The sequence below is a fragment of the Sporosarcina sp. D27 genome (genome assembly GCF_000586555.1).
Classification (GTDB): Bacteria; Bacillota; Bacilli; order Bacillales_A; family Planococcaceae; genus Sporosarcina.
In genome coordinates, this window is sequence record NZ_AZUC01000047.1 from 311,829 (window position 1) to 333,002 (window position 21,174).

Annotated in this window: 20 protein-coding genes; 1 reads left to right on the forward strand and 19 read right to left on the reverse strand. The window is 44.2% G+C overall.

The window, feature by feature from the left end; all coding sequences use genetic code 11:
• Positions 1-13: 13 nt before the first annotated feature.
• From ftsY to N693_RS0112230, 13 genes are all read right to left on the reverse strand, one after another.
• Positions 14-1,021 carry a signal recognition particle-docking protein FtsY gene (gene ftsY, locus N693_RS0112165; RefSeq protein WP_025785081.1) on the reverse strand — a complete coding sequence of 336 codons (1,008 nt, stop codon included), beginning with the start codon at positions 1,019-1,021 and terminating at the stop codon, positions 14-16.
• A gap of 23 nt (positions 1,022-1,044) precedes the next feature.
• A complete protein-coding gene (smc, locus tag N693_RS0112170) occupies positions 1,045-4,608 on the reverse strand; it encodes a chromosome segregation protein SMC (RefSeq protein ID WP_025785082.1) in 3,564 nt (1,187 codons plus the stop codon).
• 2 nt (positions 4,609-4,610) lie between these two features.
• A complete protein-coding gene (gene rnc, locus N693_RS0112175; RefSeq protein WP_025785084.1) occupies positions 4,611-5,378 on the reverse strand; it encodes a ribonuclease III in 768 nt (255 codons plus the stop codon).
• A gap of 124 nt (positions 5,379-5,502) precedes the next feature.
• The gene (locus N693_RS0112180) at positions 5,503-5,739 is read right to left on the reverse strand and encodes an acyl carrier protein (RefSeq protein ID WP_025785086.1); all 237 of its coding nucleotides are present in this window, start codon (positions 5,737-5,739) and stop codon (positions 5,503-5,505) included.
• 672 nt (positions 5,740-6,411) lie between these two features.
• The gene (gene fabG / locus N693_RS0112190) at positions 6,412-7,158 is read right to left on the reverse strand and encodes a 3-oxoacyl-[acyl-carrier-protein] reductase (RefSeq protein ID WP_025785091.1); all 747 of its coding nucleotides are present in this window, start codon (positions 7,156-7,158) and stop codon (positions 6,412-6,414) included.
• Positions 7,158-8,099 carry an ACP S-malonyltransferase gene (fabD, locus tag N693_RS0112195; protein ID WP_025785093.1) on the reverse strand — a complete coding sequence of 314 codons (942 nt, stop codon included), beginning with the start codon at positions 8,097-8,099 and terminating at the stop codon, positions 7,158-7,160. The genes fabG and fabD overlap by 1 nt, the downstream gene beginning before the upstream one ends.
• Positions 8,096-9,088 carry a phosphate acyltransferase PlsX gene (plsX, locus tag N693_RS0112200; RefSeq protein ID WP_025785094.1) on the reverse strand — a complete coding sequence of 331 codons (993 nt, stop codon included), beginning with the start codon at positions 9,086-9,088 and terminating at the stop codon, positions 8,096-8,098. The genes fabD and plsX overlap by 4 nt, the downstream gene beginning before the upstream one ends.
• Positions 9,085-9,663: a transcription factor FapR gene (fapR, locus tag N693_RS0112205; protein WP_025785095.1), complete on the reverse strand. Its 579-nt coding sequence runs from the start codon at positions 9,661-9,663 to the stop codon at positions 9,085-9,087. The genes plsX and fapR overlap by 4 nt, the downstream gene beginning before the upstream one ends.
• A gap of 144 nt (positions 9,664-9,807) precedes the next feature.
• Entirely contained in the window at positions 9,808-11,856 is a 2,049-nt protein-coding gene (recG, locus tag N693_RS0112210; protein ID WP_025785096.1) for an ATP-dependent DNA helicase RecG, read from the reverse strand.
• Positions 11,837-12,745: an L-serine ammonia-lyase, iron-sulfur-dependent, subunit alpha gene (gene sdaAA / locus N693_RS0112215; RefSeq protein ID WP_025785097.1), complete on the reverse strand. Its 909-nt coding sequence runs from the start codon at positions 12,743-12,745 to the stop codon at positions 11,837-11,839. The genes recG and sdaAA overlap by 20 nt, the downstream gene beginning before the upstream one ends.
• A gap of 13 nt (positions 12,746-12,758) precedes the next feature.
• Positions 12,759-13,421 (reverse strand): L-serine ammonia-lyase, iron-sulfur-dependent subunit beta, encoded by a 663-nt coding sequence (gene sdaAB, locus N693_RS0112220; protein WP_025785098.1) that lies wholly within the window; start codon positions 13,419-13,421, stop codon positions 12,759-12,761.
• A 135-nt stretch (positions 13,422-13,556) separates the two neighbouring features.
• Positions 13,557-15,215 carry a DAK2 domain-containing protein gene (locus tag N693_RS0112225; protein ID WP_025785099.1) on the reverse strand — a complete coding sequence of 553 codons (1,659 nt, stop codon included), beginning with the start codon at positions 15,213-15,215 and terminating at the stop codon, positions 13,557-13,559.
• Positions 15,216-15,232: 17 nt separating this feature from the next.
• Entirely contained in the window at positions 15,233-15,595 is a 363-nt protein-coding gene (locus N693_RS0112230) for an Asp23/Gls24 family envelope stress response protein (RefSeq protein ID WP_025785100.1), read from the reverse strand.
• A gap of 214 nt (positions 15,596-15,809) precedes the next feature.
• Between N693_RS0112230 and rpmB the strand changes: the two genes are divergently transcribed.
• Positions 15,810-15,998, forward strand: a complete 189-nt coding sequence (rpmB, locus tag N693_RS0112235) for a 50S ribosomal protein L28 (protein WP_025785101.1) — start codon at positions 15,810-15,812, stop codon at positions 15,996-15,998.
• Positions 15,999-16,032: 34 nt separating this feature from the next.
• On the opposite strand, the gene spoVM is transcribed toward rpmB, so the two are convergent.
• The 6 genes from spoVM to N693_RS0112265 are packed head-to-tail and all read right to left on the reverse strand — an operon-like array spanning position 16,033 to position 21,152.
• Positions 16,033-16,185 (reverse strand): stage V sporulation protein SpoVM, encoded by a 153-nt coding sequence (spoVM, locus tag N693_RS20240; protein WP_156028917.1) that lies wholly within the window; start codon positions 16,183-16,185, stop codon positions 16,033-16,035.
• Positions 16,186-16,198: 13 nt separating this feature from the next.
• On the reverse strand, positions 16,199-16,852 hold the full coding sequence (locus tag N693_RS0112245) for a thiamine diphosphokinase (protein WP_025785102.1): 654 nt from the start codon (positions 16,850-16,852) through the stop codon (positions 16,199-16,201).
• Complete coding sequence (rpe, locus tag N693_RS0112250) at positions 16,849-17,517, reverse strand: ribulose-phosphate 3-epimerase (protein WP_025785103.1); 669 nt, start codon at positions 17,515-17,517, stop codon at positions 16,849-16,851. The genes N693_RS0112245 and rpe overlap by 4 nt, the downstream gene beginning before the upstream one ends.
• 5 nt (positions 17,518-17,522) lie before the next feature.
• Complete coding sequence (gene rsgA, locus N693_RS0112255) at positions 17,523-18,404, reverse strand: ribosome small subunit-dependent GTPase A (protein ID WP_025785104.1); 882 nt, start codon at positions 18,402-18,404, stop codon at positions 17,523-17,525.
• Between the two features lie 13 nt (positions 18,405-18,417).
• On the reverse strand, positions 18,418-20,397 hold the full coding sequence (pknB, locus tag N693_RS0112260; protein WP_025785105.1) for a Stk1 family PASTA domain-containing Ser/Thr kinase: 1,980 nt from the start codon (positions 20,395-20,397) through the stop codon (positions 18,418-18,420).
• Positions 20,394-21,152 carry a Stp1/IreP family PP2C-type Ser/Thr phosphatase gene (locus N693_RS0112265; protein ID WP_025785106.1) on the reverse strand — a complete coding sequence of 253 codons (759 nt, stop codon included), beginning with the start codon at positions 21,150-21,152 and terminating at the stop codon, positions 20,394-20,396. Before N693_RS0112265 ends, pknB begins: the two co-directional genes overlap by 4 nt.
• Positions 21,153-21,174 lie beyond the last annotated feature (22 nt).

The following is a 21,174-nucleotide window of genomic DNA, read 5'->3' on the forward strand; positions in this document are numbered from 1 at the left end:
CCGTCAAGGTATTTTACTTGTCTTCAACTTCCTGATCGGCCTCTAATTCCAGTCCGTCAGCAAAAAGACCGTACACATACTTCTCAGGGTCGAAAGGCTGTAAATCATCTATACCTTCACCTAACCCTACAAACTTAACAGGGATGTTCAACTTGTTACGGATTGCTAGAACGATACCACCTTTTGCAGTTCCATCAAGCTTTGTAAGAACAATCCCTGTCACGTTTGTAGCTTCTTTAAACGTTTCAGCTTGGATTAATGCATTTTGCCCAGTTGTCGCATCAAGTGCGAGTAGCACTTCATGAGGAGCACCTGGAATTTCTCGATCTATGACGCGGTGAACTTTTTGCAATTCATTCATCAAGTTCACTTTGTTTTGTAAACGACCAGCTGTATCGCAAATCAGGACATCAACATTGCGTTTTTTTGCAGCACTAACGGCATCAAACATAACAGCAGCAGGATCCGATCCTTCAGACTGCCGAATCACTTCAACCCCAGCACGTTCTCCCCAAACAACAAGTTGGTCAATAGCTCCGGCGCGGAATGTATCACCCGCTGCAAGCATGACGGTCTTTCCTTCAGCTTTCAAGCGGGAAGCTAGTTTACCAATTGTCGTAGTTTTTCCTACGCCATTTACTCCTACCATGAGCAGGACTGTGATTCCGTCTTCTTGGATATCTAAGCTGTTGTCACTTTCACCTTGAGAATTATAGATTTCAACAAGTTTTTCAGAGATAACCGTTTGAATTCCAGCTGTATCTTTAATATTCTTACGTTGAACTTCAACCTTCAGTAGGTCGATCAATTCCATTACTGTTTCATATCCAACATCCGCTTGTAGCAAGACCTCTTCTAATTCCTCGAAAAACTCTTCATCGATTTCACGGAAACGGGCAACCAAATCATTCACTTTAGACGTGAATGAATCGCGAGTTTTAGTTAACCCCTCTTTGAATTTACCCGTTACTGAATCATTCGTGCCTGTGATTTTTTCTTTCATTTTCTTAAAAAAAGACATCATTCTCACATTCCTTTATAAAATTATCGTGTGCTTAACGCAGTTTCCGGAACCTCGGACATTTTTACTGATATGAGTCGGGATACGCCAGATTCTTGCATCGTAATTCCGTACAAAACATCGGCTCCTTCCATCGTCCCTTTTCGGTGAGTAATGACGATGAACTGAGTATCCTCAGAAAACTTTTTCAAATAACGGCTATACCGAATGACATTTGCTTCATCCAATGCCGCCTCGACTTCGTCCAATATACAAAATGGTACTGGACGTACTTCGATAATGGAAAATAACAACGTAATTGCTGTCAAAGCACGTTCTCCTCCTGAAAGAAGGCTCAGATTCTGAAGCTTTTTTCCCGGTGGACGAGCGATGATATCCACACCCGTTTCGAGTAGGTTCTCCGGATCTGTTAAAACTAGATCTGCTTCCCCACCGCCAAACATTTCCTTGAAAACGGTACGAAAACGTTGTTGTACCGCGTCAAACGTGGACTTGAATCTCGTTTTCATTTCCATATCCATTTCTGACATCGCTTCTTCTAGAGTCGTTTTCGCTTCAAGTAAATCGTTTCGTTGGTCAGTAAGGAAAGTATGTCTTTCGAGCACTTCTTTGTACTCTTCGACAGCTCCCGGATTCACTGGACCTAAGGATTCAACCTCTCGTTTCAACTGTTCCACACGAGATTTCACATCGGACGCATTGAAATCTTCAGGAACTTCATAATCAGGGTGAAGTCCGTAGTCTTCAAGCAAACGGATGAGCACGGACTCCAACTTCACTTCATTTCTAGAAAACGCGACATTCAAATTGCCAAGTTCAGAAGAAATCATCCGAATCTGGTCAGAAATCTGTTTTAGTGCGGTCTCCTGCTCGTCACAAGAATGTGCAAGTTGATCCCGTTCCGTCCGCTTAGCGAGTAGTTCTGATTTCACTTCAGTTACAATATTTGTCTCTGCAGCTATTCGTTGTTCAATTTCTTCAGGTGTTAGAACTTCTCCTTCTTCTTGACCTGACAAAAATTGAAGTTCTTCTTCCGTTTGAACAAATTTGCGTTTTGCATCTTGGAGTTCTTGTTCCGCCGAGGTTGCAAGAGACGATCGGTTGGTCACTTGTTCACGCAAAATCGCAGTTTCCTCCCGCAGTTCACTATAACGCTCCCGAAGTGCTTGCTCTTCGTTGCGACGATCTGCAGCGAGACGTTCTAGAGAAGCAACTGAAGTTTGAATTTCTTGTTGCTGTGCTGTCAAACGGTCACGCTGTAGCTGAAGTTCCTCTCGTTTCACAAACAATGAACTACGCGTATCCTCGGATCCTTTTCGCCCTGCTTCAATCGTTTTCCATTCAGAATCAGCAGTTCGGATTTCAAAAGTCGTCTCTTGAAGACTTGAGTCGAGACGAGTAATCGCGAGCTGTAGTTCATCCGTGTTTTGCGCGGCTACCGAAGCTTTTTGCATCTCACCAGCAATCGTCAGTTTGATAGCACTTAACTTTTCCTCCGCGGCACCAATCGAACGATTCAACTGATCAAGTTGACTCGTTAATGTTTCTAGTTCAGCTTTACGGGAGAATACGGTCGATTGTACTTTTGAACCCCCTCCTGTAAGTGAACCTCCAGCATTCACAACATCCCCATCGAGTGTGACAATTCGGAATCGATAGCCAGAAAGTTTAGCGATTTCAGATGCACCATTCAGTGTTTTTGCAACTATGGATGCTCCGAGCAAATTCGCCGTAACATTTCGATAAGCTGATTGCACTGTTACAAGTTGGTCAGCTGTACCAACAAAGTCGGGGTGATGATTGACTTTGGATAAAACATCTTTCGGAACAAAGCGAGCCTTCATCACATCGAGCGGCAAGAACGTTGCGCGCCCTGCATTCTTCTTTTTCAAGAAGCCGATGGCAGCTCTTGCATCTCGCTCAGTTGTCGCGATAATATGTTGCATCGCACCGCCGAGCGCGGTCTCTACAGCTTTGATATATTTTTTATCGACAGATATCAATTCTGCTACAGCGCCTTCTATTCCTTGGAGTGTTCCCGCTTGTTTAGCCACAAGCACTTCTTTAACACCCGAATAAAATCCAGAAAAATCAGCTTCCATACTCTTTAAAGCGCGAAGTCTTCCTTGTAGTTCGTAGCGCTTATTAACAGCTTGCTGATGCATTGTTTTCGTTTCTTCAAGCTGGGTCTCTGTTTTTTTAAGCTGCGTTCGATTCGTTGCTACCTGTTTCGTCGCTTCCTCCATATTTCGCTTAAGCTTGCCAAGTTCAGCAGTTTGCTGTTCTTTCAGTTCATGAAGTGTGTTGAGTTGAGATCGAAGCGCTTCCGTTTGCTTGCCAGTCTTTTCCGATGAATACTGCTCACCTGTGAGACGTTCTTCAATATGTTTCAACTCATTGCGAACAGTGGCTTCTTCGTTTAACACTTCAATATATGTCGATTTAAGATTTTCAATTTCTTGTTCAGTTTCAGCAAGTGAACGTTTCAATTTTTTTGAAATCGACGTCATTTCTTCGGTCTTACTAGATAATTGAAGTTCAGTTTCATGATTATGTTCTGTGAGTTCTGCTTTTTTCGCTTCCAGTTGGAAAAGCAGTTGCTTTAAACTTTCCAAATCCGCTGTTAGACGCTTAGAGCGATCTTTGACGTTGCGTTGTTTTTCCAGCGAAAGAAGTCGTCGTCCTTCCCACTTCTCAGCTTCAGAACTTGAAACAACATGCTGTTCTTGAAGTTCTGAAATCTTTTTATCTAAAACAGAAAGTAAAGATTTAGCTTGTTGCAGTTGTTGCTCAGCGATATTCGCTTCTTTTTCCAGTTCAAGTTTGTTTTTTGTCTTAATTTCCACAACTGTTTTGTTATTCAACAGTTCCGTTTGTAGGTAGGATGCCTCAACATTGAGAAGACGCACATCGGCTTCTCTCAGTTCAGTCACAAGCTTCCCATGACGCTCAGCAGCGCGGGCATTCGCAGCGAGCGGTTCCATCCGGTCATCCAGTTCTTTTAAGATATCTAAAATACGATCCAGATTATCATCTGTTTCAATAAGCTTGAATTCTGCTTTCTTTTTACGCATCCGATATTTCAAGACGCCTGCAGCTTCGTCAAATATGCTTCTCCGGTCTTCAGGTCGACTATTCAAGATTTCGTCAACCCGGCCTTGTGAGATGATTGAAAATGCTTCTTTCCCTAGACCCGAGTCTACGAAAACATCGTTAATGTCTTTTAGACGACATGCCTGCCCGTTCAGTTGAAACGAACTCTCTCCCGAACGGAACACTCGTCTACTTACACTGATTTCAGTATAATCGAGCGGAAATAGCCCTGTTGTGTTATCTAAAACCAATGTCACTTCTGCAAAGTTCAAAGGTTTCCTAGAATCACTGCCGGCAAAAATAACATCTTGCATTTTTGCACCTCGCAACGATTTGGCAGATTGCTCACCGAGTACCCAGCGAATAGCATCGATGATATTACTTTTTCCACTCCCATTTGGACCAACGACGGCCGTGACACCAGGTACAAATTCAATGGATACTTTTTCCGCAAATGATTTAAATCCGATAATTTCAAGACGTTTTAAAAACACGTTTAGCTCTCCTCTTTCGTATGCTCATCCAGTAACTGCTGGATCGCCTGACGAGCCGCTTCCTGTTCAGCTTCTTTTTTCGATCTCCCAATACCTTCTCCAAGTTTTGCATCTCCAAGCTGTACGTACGTGAGAAACTTTTTCGCATGTGCAGGACCTGATTCTTCAACAATCCGATAGTTAAGCTGCCCATGATTTGTCTGTTGGACAATTTCTTGTAATCGGCTTTTGTAATCCATCACATGCGAAAAAGCTCCAAGTCCAATTTTTGGGAACACCGTACGTTCTAGAAAATCAATTGACACTTCAAATCCTTGATCGAGATATAGGGCTCCAATGAATGCTTCGAACACATCTGCTAGTAGGGCAGGTCGTGTGCGTCCGCCAGTTAGCTCTTCGCCTTTTCCTAAAAGGATATAATCTCCAAAGTTAAGTTCGGTAGAGAACGTCACGAGAGACGGTTCACAAACAATTGCTGCACGTAACTTCGTCAGCTCTCCTTCACTTTTGTTCGGTTCAGTTGCAAACAAATATTGCGACACAGCCAGTTCAAGCACAGCATCTCCTAAAAACTCCAACCGTTCGTTGTCCGAGAATTTCTTGCCTCGATGCTCATTCACATAGGATGAATGGGTAAAGGCATTGTACAGCAAGAGTACATTCTCAAAGCGAACTCCAAGTCGTTCTTGCAGTTCCTCAAACTTTTTCCGAACCGCTACTGGTAAAACGGTCTTAGCTGGCTTATCTTTAACTTTTTTATTCGTCGTCATTCAATAAATCCGCCCTTCTTTAACAAGTTCCTCTTTATTCTACCCTGTCCGCTAGCGTAGTGCAAAATAGAAAAGAGACACTCCCGACCTTATGTGAAGGGTCGAAAGAGTCTCTGTGCTATACTCATTTAGTTTTTTCTTCGATATATGAGACAGCACTTCCAACAGTACTGATTTTTTCAGCATCATCATCAGAAATTTCCATGTCGAATTCGTCTTCTAGTTCCATAACCAATTCAACAACATCCAATGAGTCTGCACCAAGATCATCAGTGAAAGAAGCTTCTGGTTTCACTTCGCTTTCATCGACACCCAAACGGTCGACAACTACCTTTGTAACACGCTCTAAGACTGTAGCCAATATATTTCACCTCCTTTCAAAGTAAAAAGCGGAAGTAGCCGTTTAGGGCGACGGGCGTTGGAGGAAGGAAACAGCAGGACGCTCTTTGTCCTGTTTTTCCTTCCGAAACGACCCCGAGCCCTGGCTACTGTAGCTGGATTAAGAGATTAGCGTAGGCAGCCTGGTTAGGGGCGACAGGTGCTGGAAGAGAAACCGTCAAGGTGCTCTTTACCTTGTCGGTTTCTCTGAAGCAACCCCGAGCCCCTGGCTGCCGGAGCTAGATCGTAAAAAGCGGATGCAGCCGGTTAGGGCGACAGGCGCTGGAGGAATTGAACAACAGGACGCTCTTTGTCCTGTTTTCATATTCCGAAGCGACCCCGAGCCTCTGGCCACCGGAGCTGGATCGTAAAAAGCGGATACAACCGTTTAGGACGACAGGCGCTGGAGGAATTGAACAACAGGACGCTCTTTGTCCTGTTTTCATACTCCAAAGAGACCCCTAGCCTCTGGCCACCGTTGATTTCCGTTGCAGGTGGACGCTTTCCGAGGGGCATGATCTCTGCCTCCTCAGTCGCGTTGCTCCTTGCGGGGTCTTCGATCTTCGCATTCCCCTCAGGAGTCGCCACCTTCCCCATCAATCAACTAGCATCAAGTTAAAAAATTCCAATTCATGAGATTAAAAACGCACCCATCTTACATCACCATACCGCCATCTACATTCAATACTTGTCCAGTTACATAGGACGCATCATTTGATAAGAAGAAAGCAACGGCTTTTGCGACATCTTCTGGGCGCCCTAACGATCCTAATGGAATCCCGCTGAGCAACTGATTTTTCGTGTCATCGCCTAATGCATCTGTCATATCTGTTGTGATGAATCCAGGTGCTACTGCATTGACCGTGATTCCACGAGATGCAAGTTCTTTTGCTGTCGTTTTCGTCAGACCGATTACGCCAGCCTTCGCAGCTACATAGTTTGCTTGACCTGGGTTACCTGCAATTCCAACAACAGATGCCATATTCACGATACGACCTGACCGTTGCTTCATCATCTGTCTAGATACCGCTTTCGTGCATAAGAAAACACCTTTTAAATTCGTATCGACAACCGCGTCCCACTCGTCTTCTTTCATACGCATGAGCAAATTATCTTTCGTAATCCCTGCGTTATTGACGAGGAGGTCAATCGACCCGAATGTCTCAAGGGTTTGATCCATAAGGGCTTTCACACTTTCCGACGAGGTCACATCCGCTTGAACAGCAATCGCTTTTCCGCCATTTGCTTCGATTTCCTGAACGACTTGCTCAGCTCGCTCCTGACTTCCGCTGTAGTTAACCGTCACATTTGCCCCTTCACGAGCGAGTAATAATGCTACTTCACGCCCAATCCCTCTAGACGCACCTGTTACGACCGCCGTTTTCCCTGCAAACTTCCCCATTACGACCACTCCTTCGACGCTTCTACCACTGCATTTAGTGTCTCTTCATCGTATACTGGCCAAACCGTTGCACTTCTGTCTATTTTACGAACAAGTCCGCTCAACACCTTACCAGGACCACACTCTATGAATTGCGTTACCCCTAATTCAAGCATTTGACGAACGGATTCTTCCCATCGGACAGGTGACGATAACTGTTCGATCAGCAAACGTTTTACTTCACTACTTTCTGTTACGGGTTGAGCCGTTACATTAGCGATGACTGGAACTTTTGCTTCATTCATATCTATACTTTCTAGCACTTCACCGAGTTTCCCTGCTGCTGGACGCATTAGTTCTGAATGGAACGGACCACTAACCTCAAGCATGAGGGCACGTTTAGCTCCTGCCTCTTTCAAGCGGATACACGCCTCATCCACTCCTGCTTTTGTTCCAGAAATAACAACTTGTCCTGGGCAGTTGAGATTTGCTGGCTGAACTAGATTCCCTTCAGCAGTGACCGCTTTCGTCACCTCAGTCAGTGTTTCTAATTCAAGTCCAAGGATCGCTGCCATTGCCCCTTCGCCTGCAGGCATTGCTTCGTTCATGTATAATCCACGTTTGTGCACCGTTTTCACTGCATCTTCAAAGGTAAGAACCCCTGATGCGTAAAGCGCTGTATACTCTCCCAGACTATGACCTGCCGTATAAGAAGCCTGAATTCCCGCCTCTTTCAAACGGTCAGATATCATTGCCCCAACAGTTAACAATGCTGGTTGAGCATTATATGTGACTGTCAATTCTTCCTGTGGTCCGTCTGTTATTAATCCGCTTAATCCGAATCCTAATTCGCGATCTGCTGTTTCTAAAAATTGCTGACTTCCATCTTGTGCTGCTAATTCAACACCCATGCCCACTTTTTGGGAGCCTTGTCCTGGGAATAGAAACGCTACCTTTGTCATCGTGTCTCCTCCTTTTTAATGGTTTCACGAATTGTTTCACTCACGTGATGTTCCGCCATGATACGTGCCTGACGGATTGCATTTTTCACTGCATTTGCATTGGAGGATCCATGTGCTTTTATTACCGGGGCGTTCAGACCGAATAGCCCTGCTCCACCATACTCTGTATAATCCATTTGCTTTTTCAAGCCACGCAAATCGTCTTTTACAAGTGCTGCAGAGATTTTCGTTTTAATGGAAGATGCAAACACATCTTTAATCATAGAAAACAAGCCTGAAGCTGTTCCTTCAATCGTTTTCAATACCATATTACCTGTAAACCCATCCGTCACGGCTACATCTGTGGTACCTGTCAACAAATCACGGGCCTCAATATTGCCGATAAAGTTAAGTGGTGCTTTCATCAATTCATCGTATGTAGCTTTTGTTAGGTCGTTACCTTTTCCTGCTTCTGTCCCGATATTCAACAAGCCAACTCGCGGATTTTGAATACCACGAACTTTTTCTGCATAAATACTTCCCATAATTGCATATTGAACGAGTTGACTCGGTTTCGCGTCCGCATTCGCTCCAACATCAAGCAAAACAAATCCCTCACCGCCAATCGTCGGAAGAGTCGGTGCAAGAGCAGGCCTTTCAATACCGTCAATTCGACCGACGATAAATAACCCAGCAGCCATCAATGCACCTGTGTTTCCTGCTGATACACAAGCATCTGCTTCACCGTCATTCACAGCTTTCGCCATGCGGACCATAGATGCATCTTTTTTTCGTCGGACCGCTCTTACAGGTTCATCATCCGATGTAATGACCTCGCTACAAGGATAGACGGTTAAACGGTCATGTGCTGTTAAATAAGGCTTCATTTTTTCCTCGTCGCCAAATAGCTGTATATGTATATCGTTATATTCTTGAAGACTTTGCATTACGCCTGCGATGATTTCTTTAGGGGCATGGTCGCCACCCATCGCGTCTACTGCGATTTTCATTCAACTTCCTCCTGACTCGTTCCAGTGGAGCGATACATTTGAAATTCACCACTGAAGACCGTCTCATCTCCAACTGTGGAGGTCACTTCGACAAGAGTCCGTTTGTCCTTTTTTTCACGGACAATAGCTCGAGCTATGACACGATCTCCTGCTTTAACTGGCTTGACAAAGTGTAGCACAGACTTCGCCGTAAGTGCGAGCTCATCGTCAAGAACAGCAACGGCAAGTGAATTCGCTTGTCCGAACAAATGGTGTCCACGGGCAATACCACTTTTTTGGAACACATGATGTGGTGTAATATCAAGAATCGATATCGCTTTGCTATCCATTTCGATATCAATGATTTCTCCGATCACTTCTTCTTGTTGCAGCGCTTTTACTTTATCCGCAATTGTTTCAGTAGCCGCAGTCCTCATGCGTTCCCTCAATTCAGGAATTCCACATTCAAGACGATCCAGCCGAATGGTCTGCACGCTCACGTTGAAGTGCTGTGCGATTTCTTCATCCGTTAAAAAAGGAGTAGCATCCAACAGCTGTGCCAGCTGATGCTGACGATCTTTTTTAGGTACTCGCAACATAGTCACTCCTCACGTTTAGCACTTGGTAATAGTAACAGTATATAAAGATAAAAAAAAGAATGCAAGAGGAGACATTCTCTTTGCATTCCAAAGTTCTCATTGTCCAACTACTTTTTTAAATATAGTTGCCGTATTCAGTTGTTAATCAATGCGCTCATTTTGCAATACCCCTGATTCTTCCACAGTTGTGCGGAGGCTCTTATAATCAGAATCTGTCCAAAACGAATCCATTTCCAACAACTGTTCGGCGTCTTGCCGAGCTGTTTCCAACGCACGATAATCATGAATTAAATCAGCCATTTTAAATTCGGGCAATCCACTTTGCTTCCTCCCGAAAAAGTCACCCGACCCACGAAGCTCAAGATCTTTTTCAGCCAATAAAAAACCATCATTCGTTTCAGCCATCGTCATCATGCGCTCTTTACCTTCTTCAGTCTTCGGATCTGCTAATAGCACACAATACGATTGATCCGCACCACGACCGACACGACCTCTCAATTGATGGAGCTGAGCAAGACCGAATCGTGTCGCGTCATAAATTAGCATGAATGTCGCATTCGGTACGTTTACCCCTACTTCGACAACAGTCGTCGACACTAAGCAATCAGTTTTGCCTTCACTGAAATCACGCATGACCTCATCTTTTTCATCGGAGTGCAGTCTTCCGTGCATGAGCCCCACTGTAAAACGACCTGCAAAATACGTCGATAGCTGGCCGAAAACATCAACAGCATTCTGAACGTCCAACGTATCCGATTCCTCTATGAGCGGACAAATGACATACGCTTGCCTACCCGCTTGCAATTCTTTTTCCATTCGACGGAGAACAGGTGCAAGTGAATCTTCTTTCAACCAGTGGGTTTCAATCTCTTTTCGTCCTGCCGGCATTTCATCCAACAAAGAAACATCCATTTCACCGAACACGGTAATTGCCAACGTCCTCGGAATTGGTGTAGCTGTCATAAAGAGAACATCTGGACTTTCTCCTTTGTCACGAAGAACTCGACGCTGTTCGACCCCGAAACGGTGTTGCTCATCCGTGATGACCAGACCAAGCCTACGGAAGTTCACATCTGGCTGAATAAGTGCATGCGTACCAATCAGCAGATCGATTTCTCCACTTTCAAGTCGAGCTATGATTTCACGTCTCGCTTTCCCCTTCGTAGATCCAGACAAGAACGCGACCGTTACGCCAACTGGCTCGAGCCAACTAGACAATGTCTCTGCATGTTGCTCCGCCAAAATTTCTGTTGGAGCCATGAGAGCCCCTTGGAAACCTGCCGTGATGGCGGCATATAACGCAATGGCTGCTACAACCGTCTTGCCGGAACCGACATCTCCTTGAAGCAGACGGTTCATACGTAATGGGCTTTTCATCTCTGCACATAACTCATTGACCACCCGCTTTTGAGCGCCTGTCAGCTCAAACGGCAGACTAGAGATGAATTGCTTCAACTTCTCCAGATCATACATTATAGTAGTGCCTTTACCTGCCGCTTTACGCACTTTCTTGAGCGCAGCCATTTTCAACTGAAAGTGCAACAACTCCTCATACACAACACGACGTCGTGCCTGTTTCACGTCTTCTGGACTGTTCGGAAAGTGAACCATCTCAAGCGTTTCCGCTATTCCTGGAAGTTTATAAGAGTCAAGTAATCGTATAGGCAACGTTTCTGGAATTTCTTGCACGACCACGTCTAGCGCTGTCCTCATCCACCGTCGGAACGTCGGTTGTTTAACAACGCCCTTCAAGCTGTAAATGGGTTCAAAGTCTGCCTGTTCAATTTTAGGCCCGTCTTTAAAATTGCTCACATTAATGAGCTGCCTACCTCTATCCCATTTTCCTGTAATGGTCACAATTTGTCCCGGATTCAGTCGGTCTTTTAAATATTGTTGGTTGAAAAATACAGCTTTAACAAGATGGTTTCCGACTAACAACTGAACTTGCATACGAGAACGTTTCTTCCCGGTAAACAGGACGGATGGAACACTCTCCACCCGTCCTTCGATCGTTACGCGTTCCGCGTGGGGGGTTTCAGACAAGTCCTTCAGCCTAAAATCCTCATGCCTGTACGGAAACATCATAACTAATTCTTCAATTGTTTCGACACCTAGCTTTTCCAGCTGCTCGCCAGCTGACTTGCCAATTCCTTTTAGTAAGGTAACGGGCTCACTTAGTGACCGTGTCACGTGATTCCTTGTCCTTACCAAATATTTCTGCTTCCAATGCTTTGCCTGTAGGGGTAGCAGCGAGTCCACCTTTCGCGGTTTCACGCAAAGCAGATGGCATCGATTGACCGATTTTATGCATGGCTTCAATAACTTCATCAGTCGGAATTACACTCACGACTCCAGCAAGTGCCATGTCGGCACCAACAAGTGCTTTGGCTGCTCCCATTGCATTACGCTTTACGCAAGGCACCTCGACGAGCCCTGCGACTGGATCGCAGACGAGACCAAGCATATTTTTCATCACAATCGAAAAGGCTTCCGCACTTTGTTGCGGCGTCCCTCCAGCCATTTCAACAATAGCTGCAGCCGCCATCGATGCAGCAGATCCCGTCTCAGCTTGACAACCACCTGCAGCACCGGAAATGGATGCATTATTCGCTACGATAAATCCGAATGCACCAGTTGTGAATAAATAATTGACCATCTGTTCATGTGTCGGATTTAATTTGTTTTTCACCGCAAACAACGTACCTGGCACAATTCCTGCAGCACCCGCAGTAGGAGTTGCGCAAATCAATCCCATTGCAGCGTTCACTTCATTCGTTGCGACCGCTTTACTGACTGCATCGAGCAATAGTTCTCCGGATAAAGATTTACCCGTTTTCATGTAATTTTGAATAAGAACTGCATCGCCACCTGTTAACCCGGATGAAGAGTGGACACCTTTCAATCCCTCTTCCACAGAATTCTCCATGACTGCTAAGTTGTTTTCCATTTGTGCAACTATATCTTCACGTGATCTACGCGTTAATAACATTTCTTGACGGATCATTATCTCTGAAATCGGTTGTTGCTCTTTTTCAGCAACCTCGACAAGTTCTTTTACGTTTGAAAACAAAATATCCATTTTAACTGCCCCCTTAGTTCGCCAATGTCGATACTTGTGTAACATTCGGAAGTGCACGCAATTCTTCAATCAGCTCATCATTGACGACTTGATCGACCTCGATGACCATAAGCGCCATTTTCCCTTTTTCTTTACGCCCAACTTCCATATGAGCAATATTCATATCTTGCGCAGCAATTGCGTTCGATACATTAGCAATAACTCCCGCACGATCATCATGGACAACGAGTAATGCTGGGAAATGACCCGATAAGCGAAGTGGAAAACCATTCAGCTCGACCACTTCCATCGTGCCCCCACCAATTGAGATTCCAATGAGTTCCATAACGCCTTCTTTATCTCCGATGACTAGTTTTGCAGTATTCGGATGGTCCATCTCTTCTTCTTCGGCGATGAATTCAAAAGACATGCCCAACCTTTCAGCATCTTCAAACGCCGTGCGGATTCTCTCGTCGAATGTATCGTATCCAAGAAGTCCGCCGATAATCGCAACATCTGTTCCATGGCCTTTATAAGTCTCTGCGAACGAACCATATAAGTGAATCGTCGCCCATTCTGGTTGACGTCCAAACAAATCTCTCGCTACAAGCCCAATACGTGCAGCTCCTGCTGTATGTGATGATGAGGGTCCAATCATGACTGGCCCAATAATTTCAAAAACAGATCTGAATTTCAACAATAACTCCCCCTTTTACCCATATTCCTAGTATCCATTCTACACGAACAGCTGCTAGAAAACAAAATTCATAACTACTTAATAAACGGACAAAAAGCGTCAACGACTAGGAGTCGTGACGCTTTTCATGTTCCGTTATTCCACTGACAAAATATAAGGGTATAACGGCTGTTTCCCGTTATACAATTCAATTTCGACGTGGTCGAACTGACCTTCAATATAAGCAACCATCTGTTTTGCATCTTGTTCAGAAACGTCTTCACCGTAAATCACTGTTACGATTTCATCATCTTCTGTGATCATATCGTCAATCAATGACTTCATTGTCGTTTCTAGTGAAGGTGTAGCTACTGTAATTTTCCCGTTCGATATGGCCATGTAATCATCTGTATGGATCGAAACGCCATCAATCGAAGTATCTCTCACTGCTGTAGTTACCTGACCGGTTTTCACAACAGAAGCTGCTGCGTTCATGGATTTTGCATTCGTCGTCACGTCTGCTTCAGGGTTAAACGTTAAAATGGCTGCGAGCCCTTCAGGTACAGACTTCGTTGGAACGACTGCCGCTTCAATTCCAATCACTTCAGCCGCTTGTTCAGCTGCTAACACGATATTCTTATTGTTCGGCAAGATCAGAACACGTTCCGCCCCTACTTCTTGAATCGCCTTGACAATATCTTCAGTAGAAGGGTTCATCGTTTGACCGCCTTCAATTACGTAGGAGGCCCCGATACTTCTTAGCAATTCTGCAATTCCTTCACCCATTGCAACCGTTACGATTGCATAAGGGGCTTTCTTTGCAGTTGAATTTTTACGTGCTGATTGATCCCCCACAATGTCCATGTGCTGTTGACGCATGTTCTCTATTTTAATATTGATGAGGGAACCATACTGTTGACCGCAAGATAATGCATTCCCTGGGTTTTCTGTATGGATATGTACTTTCGCAATTTCCTCATCAGAGATGACAAGTAACGAGTCGCCCATTTCATTCAACTGGAGTCTGAAGTCATTTTCATCGAAAGGATGATCCTTCGTTTTTTCGTCTTCAAATCTCACCATGAACTCCGTACAATAACCAAACTCAATATCAGCAGTATCCATGAAACCTTGTACATTCCGATGGTGTTCTGCACTTACGAGTTCGTCCATTGACTGGACAACTGTACGTTCCGGCAATTCTTCACCTTTAAGACAAGCCAAAAACCCTTCGTAAACGTACACGAGACCTTGTCCACCACTATCTACAACGCCTACCTCTTTCAAGACTGGCAATAGATCTGGTGTTCTTTTGAGTGAAGCTTTTGCTTCTTTCAGAACCGCTTCCATTAACTGAATGAGATCCGTTTCCGTCGCTGCTGTTTTCACTGCAACAGCTGCCGCATCTTTTGCAACAGTTAAAATCGTGCCTTCCACGGGCTTCATTACGGCCTTATAAGCCGTTTCCACACCATATCGGAGCGCTTCAGCAAATTCACTTGCGGTTAACGATTCTTTTTCTTCGACTGATTTTCCAAAACCACGGAATAATTGCGACAAAATTACACCAGAATTTCCACGAGCACCCATTAATAATCCTTTGGACAATGCTTGTGAAGTCTTCCCAAGGTGTTCAGAAACGTTCGCTTCTGTCTCTTTTGCACCCGAAGTCATCGATAAATTCATATTAGTTCCAGTGTCCCCATCAGGAACTGGGAATACATTCAGGGAATCCACATAATCCGCATTTTGTTTAAGGTGGTATGCGCCCATCTTCACCATCTCTGCAAACTGTAGTCCATCCATCAACTTCATAGAACTGTGTTCCTCCTTCACGGGTTCGTCACACGAACGCCCTGTACATAAATATTGACGGAACCGATTTTCATCCCGAGTGATTTTTTAAGTGTATACTGTACTTTGGATTGTACTTGGTAGGCAACTTCAGTAATTTTTGTCCCGTAACCGACAATAATATACAAATCAATTTGTGTATCAGCACCTGCGTTTCTAACGATGACACCTCTACCGAAGTTCTCTTTTCTCAGAATTTCTGTCAGTCCGTCCCGAATTTGATGTCTAGAGGCCATTCCTACAACCCCGTAGCACTCTATTGTAGCTTCACCGACGATCCGGGCGATTGTCTCATTCGTTATATCAATTTTCCCATAATCGTTTTCCATTTGAATTGACATGCCGTTATCCCTCCTGAATCCAGTTTCACTGTTCATATTGTACTATATACAAGCCTATAAGAAAAGAAAGCAAGCGTTTTCTTTAACGTGTAAAGGAAAATTGCTTGAGAGAACAGAGAAAAAAGCTTGCATGGGATAGACGGATATGATAAATTAATCTAGTATGCGAATTATAAGTGAAACGCTTAATCATCATTCGCGAGGAGGTAATAAAATGGCTAAGGAATGTGTAATTACTGGTCGCAAAGCACGTGCAGGGAATAATCGTTCCCACGCAATGAACTCTAGCAAACGTACTTGGGGTGCGAACCTTCAAAAAGTCCGTATTCTTGTAAACGGCAAGCCGAAGCGTGTTTGGGTATCTGCCCGCGCACTTAAATCAGGTAAAGTTCAACGCGTATAATAGACCGCAACGAATAAAAACGCCAGGCTGAAATTCAGCCCGGCGTTTTTTCATGTCGCTTTTTTCGCTTCTTAGATGCTGTAGAGGTCGATTTCGCTTTCGCTGTATCCTCCTTAGAAAACACGACCATGCACTTTCGTACAATTCCACTTACAAACTTAGGCAATGTAAAAGTATAAATCCGCAACTCCCCACTCCTTTCAGGAATCTGAGCTCCTTACCATTAAACATATGCCTGCTTTCATGGAGATAGTACAAGATGGTGCAATAATCTCGTTGCTTGTGAAGCGAGTATCTCCAAGATGGATATCTTCAGAGAAGACTTCATATTTCACACCTGTCAGCGTCAATCCCTTCACAACCTCCGTTATACTAAAGAAAGATAGATACGGAAACTGCTCATTCTTCCTAATGATATGAGGACCTTTTTGAAGAAGTGTCAGCTCATTTTGTCTGTTCGCTAGGGTCAATTGTGTGGATGGATTCTGCGCAGCATTGCGAACTAAGAGTTGTACTGCGGAAAACATATGGTCTAGACGTCCCCCTGTTACTCCTGTCAAAATAATCTTATCCGGGTTCTTTGAATAAGCAAGGTTCAATGCCAGTTCAGTATCGGTCTCATCTTTTTCGGGAGGTCGTTTTTCAATGACACAACCTGTTGCTTCAACTCTTTTCATTTCCTCTTCACAGACCGAATCGAAGTCTCCAACCGCTGCCAATGGAACGATTCCTGCATCTAGCAATTGGAGAGTGCCACGATCTGCCCCTATGAACTCTGTCTCTTCATCTAAAAAGAGAGCCAGAGGGATAATTTCTTCCTCTGGCCCCCCTGCACATATTATGATCGTCTTCACTTGGTTTGCGCCTTTTCCCCTGCAGTACGGATACTTTGGATTGCTGCAGCACGGTCATCCTGATTATAAACCGCTGACCCTGCAACAAATACAGTTGCGCCTGCCTCTACACACGTCCCAATCGTTTCGGGTGTGATTCCTCCGTCAATTTCTATCTCAATGGAGAGATTACGCTCTTTAATAATATCAGAGAGTTGTTTGACTTTAGGAACGACAGAAGTTATGAACTTCTGTCCGCCAAATCCAGGATTCACTGTCATGAATAGAACAAGGTCAATATCCTCAAGCACATGGAGAATCGTTTCAACAGGAGTATGTGGATTTAACACAACTCCTGGTTTCACTCCGTGAGAACGGATTAGCTGAATCGTTCTGTGCAGATGACGACATGCCTCAACGTGAACCGTAATGTAATCCGCTCCTGCTTTTGCAAATTGCTCAATGTAGCGATCTGGTTCTTCAATCATCAAGTGCACATCTAATGGCAAGGTTGTAACGGGGCGGATTGCTTCAACAATTAAAGGTCCAATTGTAATATTCGGGACAAAATGACCGTCCATCACATCGACGTGAATCCAATCTGCGCCTCCTTGCTCCACTTCTTTTATTTCTTCCCCAAGCTTTGCAAAATCCGCTGATAAGATAGAGGGTGCTATTTTTAACATTCTATTCAATACCTCGGCTTTCTATCAGATATTTCCTGCAAGAACTGCAAGTAATGATTATATCGGCTTTGAAGGATCTCGCCGGATTCCACCTGTCTTTTCACTTCACAAGAAGGTTCTTTCAAGTGCAGGCATCCTCTAAATTTACATTGTTCCGAGGCTTCAAGGAACTCAGGAAAACAGCTTCCCAATTCCTGTTTTTCAAGGGTTTCAAATTCCAAAGAACTAAACCCAGGTGTATCTGCCACTAAACCACCACCCACTTCATGTAATTCAACATGACGTGTTGTATGTTTACCTCGTCCAAGTGATTCCGAAATCTCACCTGTTTCAAGGGATAGATTAGGTAATAACGTATTCAACAATGTCGATTTTCCAACCCCAGATTGACCAGCAAGAACAGTAGTCTGTCCCTCTAAATAAGGACGTAACTTTTCCAAGAGCCCGGGTTCGTCAATAGAAGTCATCAGGACCGAGTAACCGATCGACCGGTAATACGCAGCCGTCTCTTCAGCTGCCTGCAACTCAGCTTCATCCGCTTTATCTTTTTTGGTTAAACAGATAACGGGCTCAATGTGATGAGATTCAACAAGGACAAGAAAGCGATCCAACAAGTTAGAACTGAACGTTGGCTCTACGATAGAGACAGCGAGTAGCGCCAAGTCAATATTGGAGACAGGCGGGCGTACTAATTCATTTTTTCGTGGATGAACTTCAGTAATCGTCGCATCTTCTTCCCCTTCTTGCACGTACGTTACCCAGTCTCCGACAAGCGGAGTGATCTTCCGCTTTCGAAATACGCCTCTTCCTCTACAGCGCACCGTACCTCCATCGTACTTCACATAATAAAACCCACTAATCGCTTTTCTAATTTGACCTTCCGGCATCCTATCCCCATCCTTATTGAACATCTTTGTAGTCAAACGTCCTTTCTTCGATAATTGTTGTTCCTCGAAGAATTTTATAGCCGCCTCGTTGACCTTCTTCCAGCTCTACGGTAATTTGTTCCTCTTTGTCCTCTGTTATTTCAAATTCCTTTACTGGATCAGTCATGGAATTCTTACGGTCTTGAATGTAGATACGAACAGTTTGAGGGACTCGCTCTTCTTCCCCATCATCAGATGATCCATCATCCTCCAACACTTCGTAAGGAATTTTGACACGCTTCACGAAAGTTTTAACGGGCTTTTTAGCTGGCCCTTTCGAAACCGTTACGTTGACTTTCGATCCGATAGGTAGCGACTGACTAGCAGAGGGATCTTGTTTCATAACCTGTCCTTCAGGAATGGTGTCCGAATTACTCTTTTTGACGACAATGATATTGAAACCGGAAGAAGTTGCATAAGCATTCAACTGATCGTCAGTGAAGCCGATCAAACTTTCCAACGTTCTCGTCTCCGGGCCTTTACTTACAGTAAAAACAACATCCGTTTCACTCGGAACTACTTCTGAATCCGGCTCAGGATCTTGACTCAAGATGGTTCCCTCAGGCCGATCATCATAAATCTCTTCTGAGTTAACAGACTTGAATTCATAAGTTTCCAGTCGTTCTTTAATGGAATTATAATCTCTATCCGTGTAATCACTAAAGGTCATCGTTTCTTTACCTGTACTAATGTACAACTTGACCTTACTACCTTTATCACGCTCTTTGTTTGCTTCCGGTATCGTTCGGAAAACTTCACCTTTTTCATATTCCTCAGATGGTTGCGGAACTTTGTCGTCAACAACAAAACCACTATCTTCAAGGAGTGCGATTGCATCTGCCTCATCTTTACCTAATACGTCAGGTACAGTCACTTTTTGATCGAACACACCAGTAATATAAAGGACTGCGATTGCAGCAGCGATTAGAATCGCAATGCTAGCAAAAATTGGCCACTTTTTACGTTTTTTCTTTTGAGGGACAGGTTCAGGTTTCACCGGCTCTGGCTCTATTCGAACCGGCTCCATTTTCACCGTCTGTTCAGAATCCAGTAAATTCGGTGCATCTTTAATAACAGGAAGTGCTCGTGTTTCGTCCTCATCGAACGGAATCGTGAATTTTGGTTCGTTGGAACGGGACGGGTTAAGCGCTGTCAGCAAGTCCTCATACATTTCATCCGCTGAGACATATCGATGTCTAGCGTCTTTTGCGGTTGCTTTTAAAATAATATTTTCCACACTTTGCGGGATCATCGGGAAATCAGCTCTCACAGAGGGAGTTTCTTCTTGAAGATGCTTGAGTGCAATCGCCACTGCTGATTCCGCTGAGAATGGGAGCTTCCCTGTTAGTAATTCGTAAAAGACAATGCCTAACGAGTACACGTCAGATTTCTTAGTTGCCATACCACCTCGTGCTTGTTCTGGTGATAGATAATGAACGGTTCCAAGCACGGAATTCGTTTTCGTATGGGATGTTGCTGTAAGCGCCATCGCAATTCCGAAGTCTGTGATCTTCACATTTCCGTCTTCATCCATTAGAATATTTTGCGGCTTCACATCACGATGAATAATTCCATTATGATGAGCATTGGAAATGGCTGAAACAAGCTGTAACATAATGGGGATCGCTTTTTCAGGTTCGAGTGGACCGTTTTCTAAAATAAAGCGCTTTAGTGTCAGTCCTTTCACATATTCCATCACTAAGTAATGAAGCTCTCCTTCTTCTCCCACATCAAAAATATTGACGATGTTCGCGTGGGTTAAACTGGTAGCAGAAAGCGCTTCACGTTGAAATCTGCGTTTCAACTCTTCTTCGTTCGCAAAATCATAGTTCAAAACTTTAATGGCTACATCCCGGTCCAAAATAACATCATGTGCTACGTATACTTTTGACATTCCACCTTCACCGATTGTGCCGATGATATCATAGCGGTCTCCAATTCGATTACCAATCATAGGGCACCTACTCCTGGATTTGAAGGAGCAAGCAATACCGCAGTAATGTTGTCCTCCCCACCTCTTTCGTTAGCCACATCAATAAGTCGAATCACTTTTTCTTCTAGTGTGTTTTTAGCAACAATGATTTCCCTCATCATTTCAGCCTCTACTTTGTTACTTAGACCATCTGTGCACAATAACAAATAATCTCCTTGAGTAAATGGTACATGATAAAATTCAGGCTCGATGTCCCGCTCAGAACCGACAGCCCGCATAATCCAATTTCGTTGAGGATGTACTTCCGCTTCTTCTTCTGTGATTTCGCCACTGGCTAGGAGTGCATTTACGTAAGAATGATCCATAGTCTGCTGAGTAATAGTTTCAGAACTTACTGAGTAGACCCGGCTATCCCCAACGTGTGCGATGTAACAACTTCCTTCTGCAATGACTACCGCTTCTAGCGTTGTTCCCATTCCTTCATGTTCAGGAGACGATTGTGCTTTTTCAAAAATTAGCTGGTTCACTTTACGAATGATTGAATTTAGCCATACAATCCATGTCTCCTTGGATTGTGGTAGATCAGAACCTAATTTGCTGAAATGCTCTCCTATTAAGGAGACAGCCATTGCACTTGCGACATCACCACTACGATGACCACCCATACCGTCAGCAATGACAGCGAGTGCATAGCCGTTATCGAGTACAAATACAGCAGCTTGGTCTTCGTTGAACGTGCGTTTTCTACCTATATCGGTTCGTACACTGAAATGCATTGCCCTTCCCCCATCCCTGTAC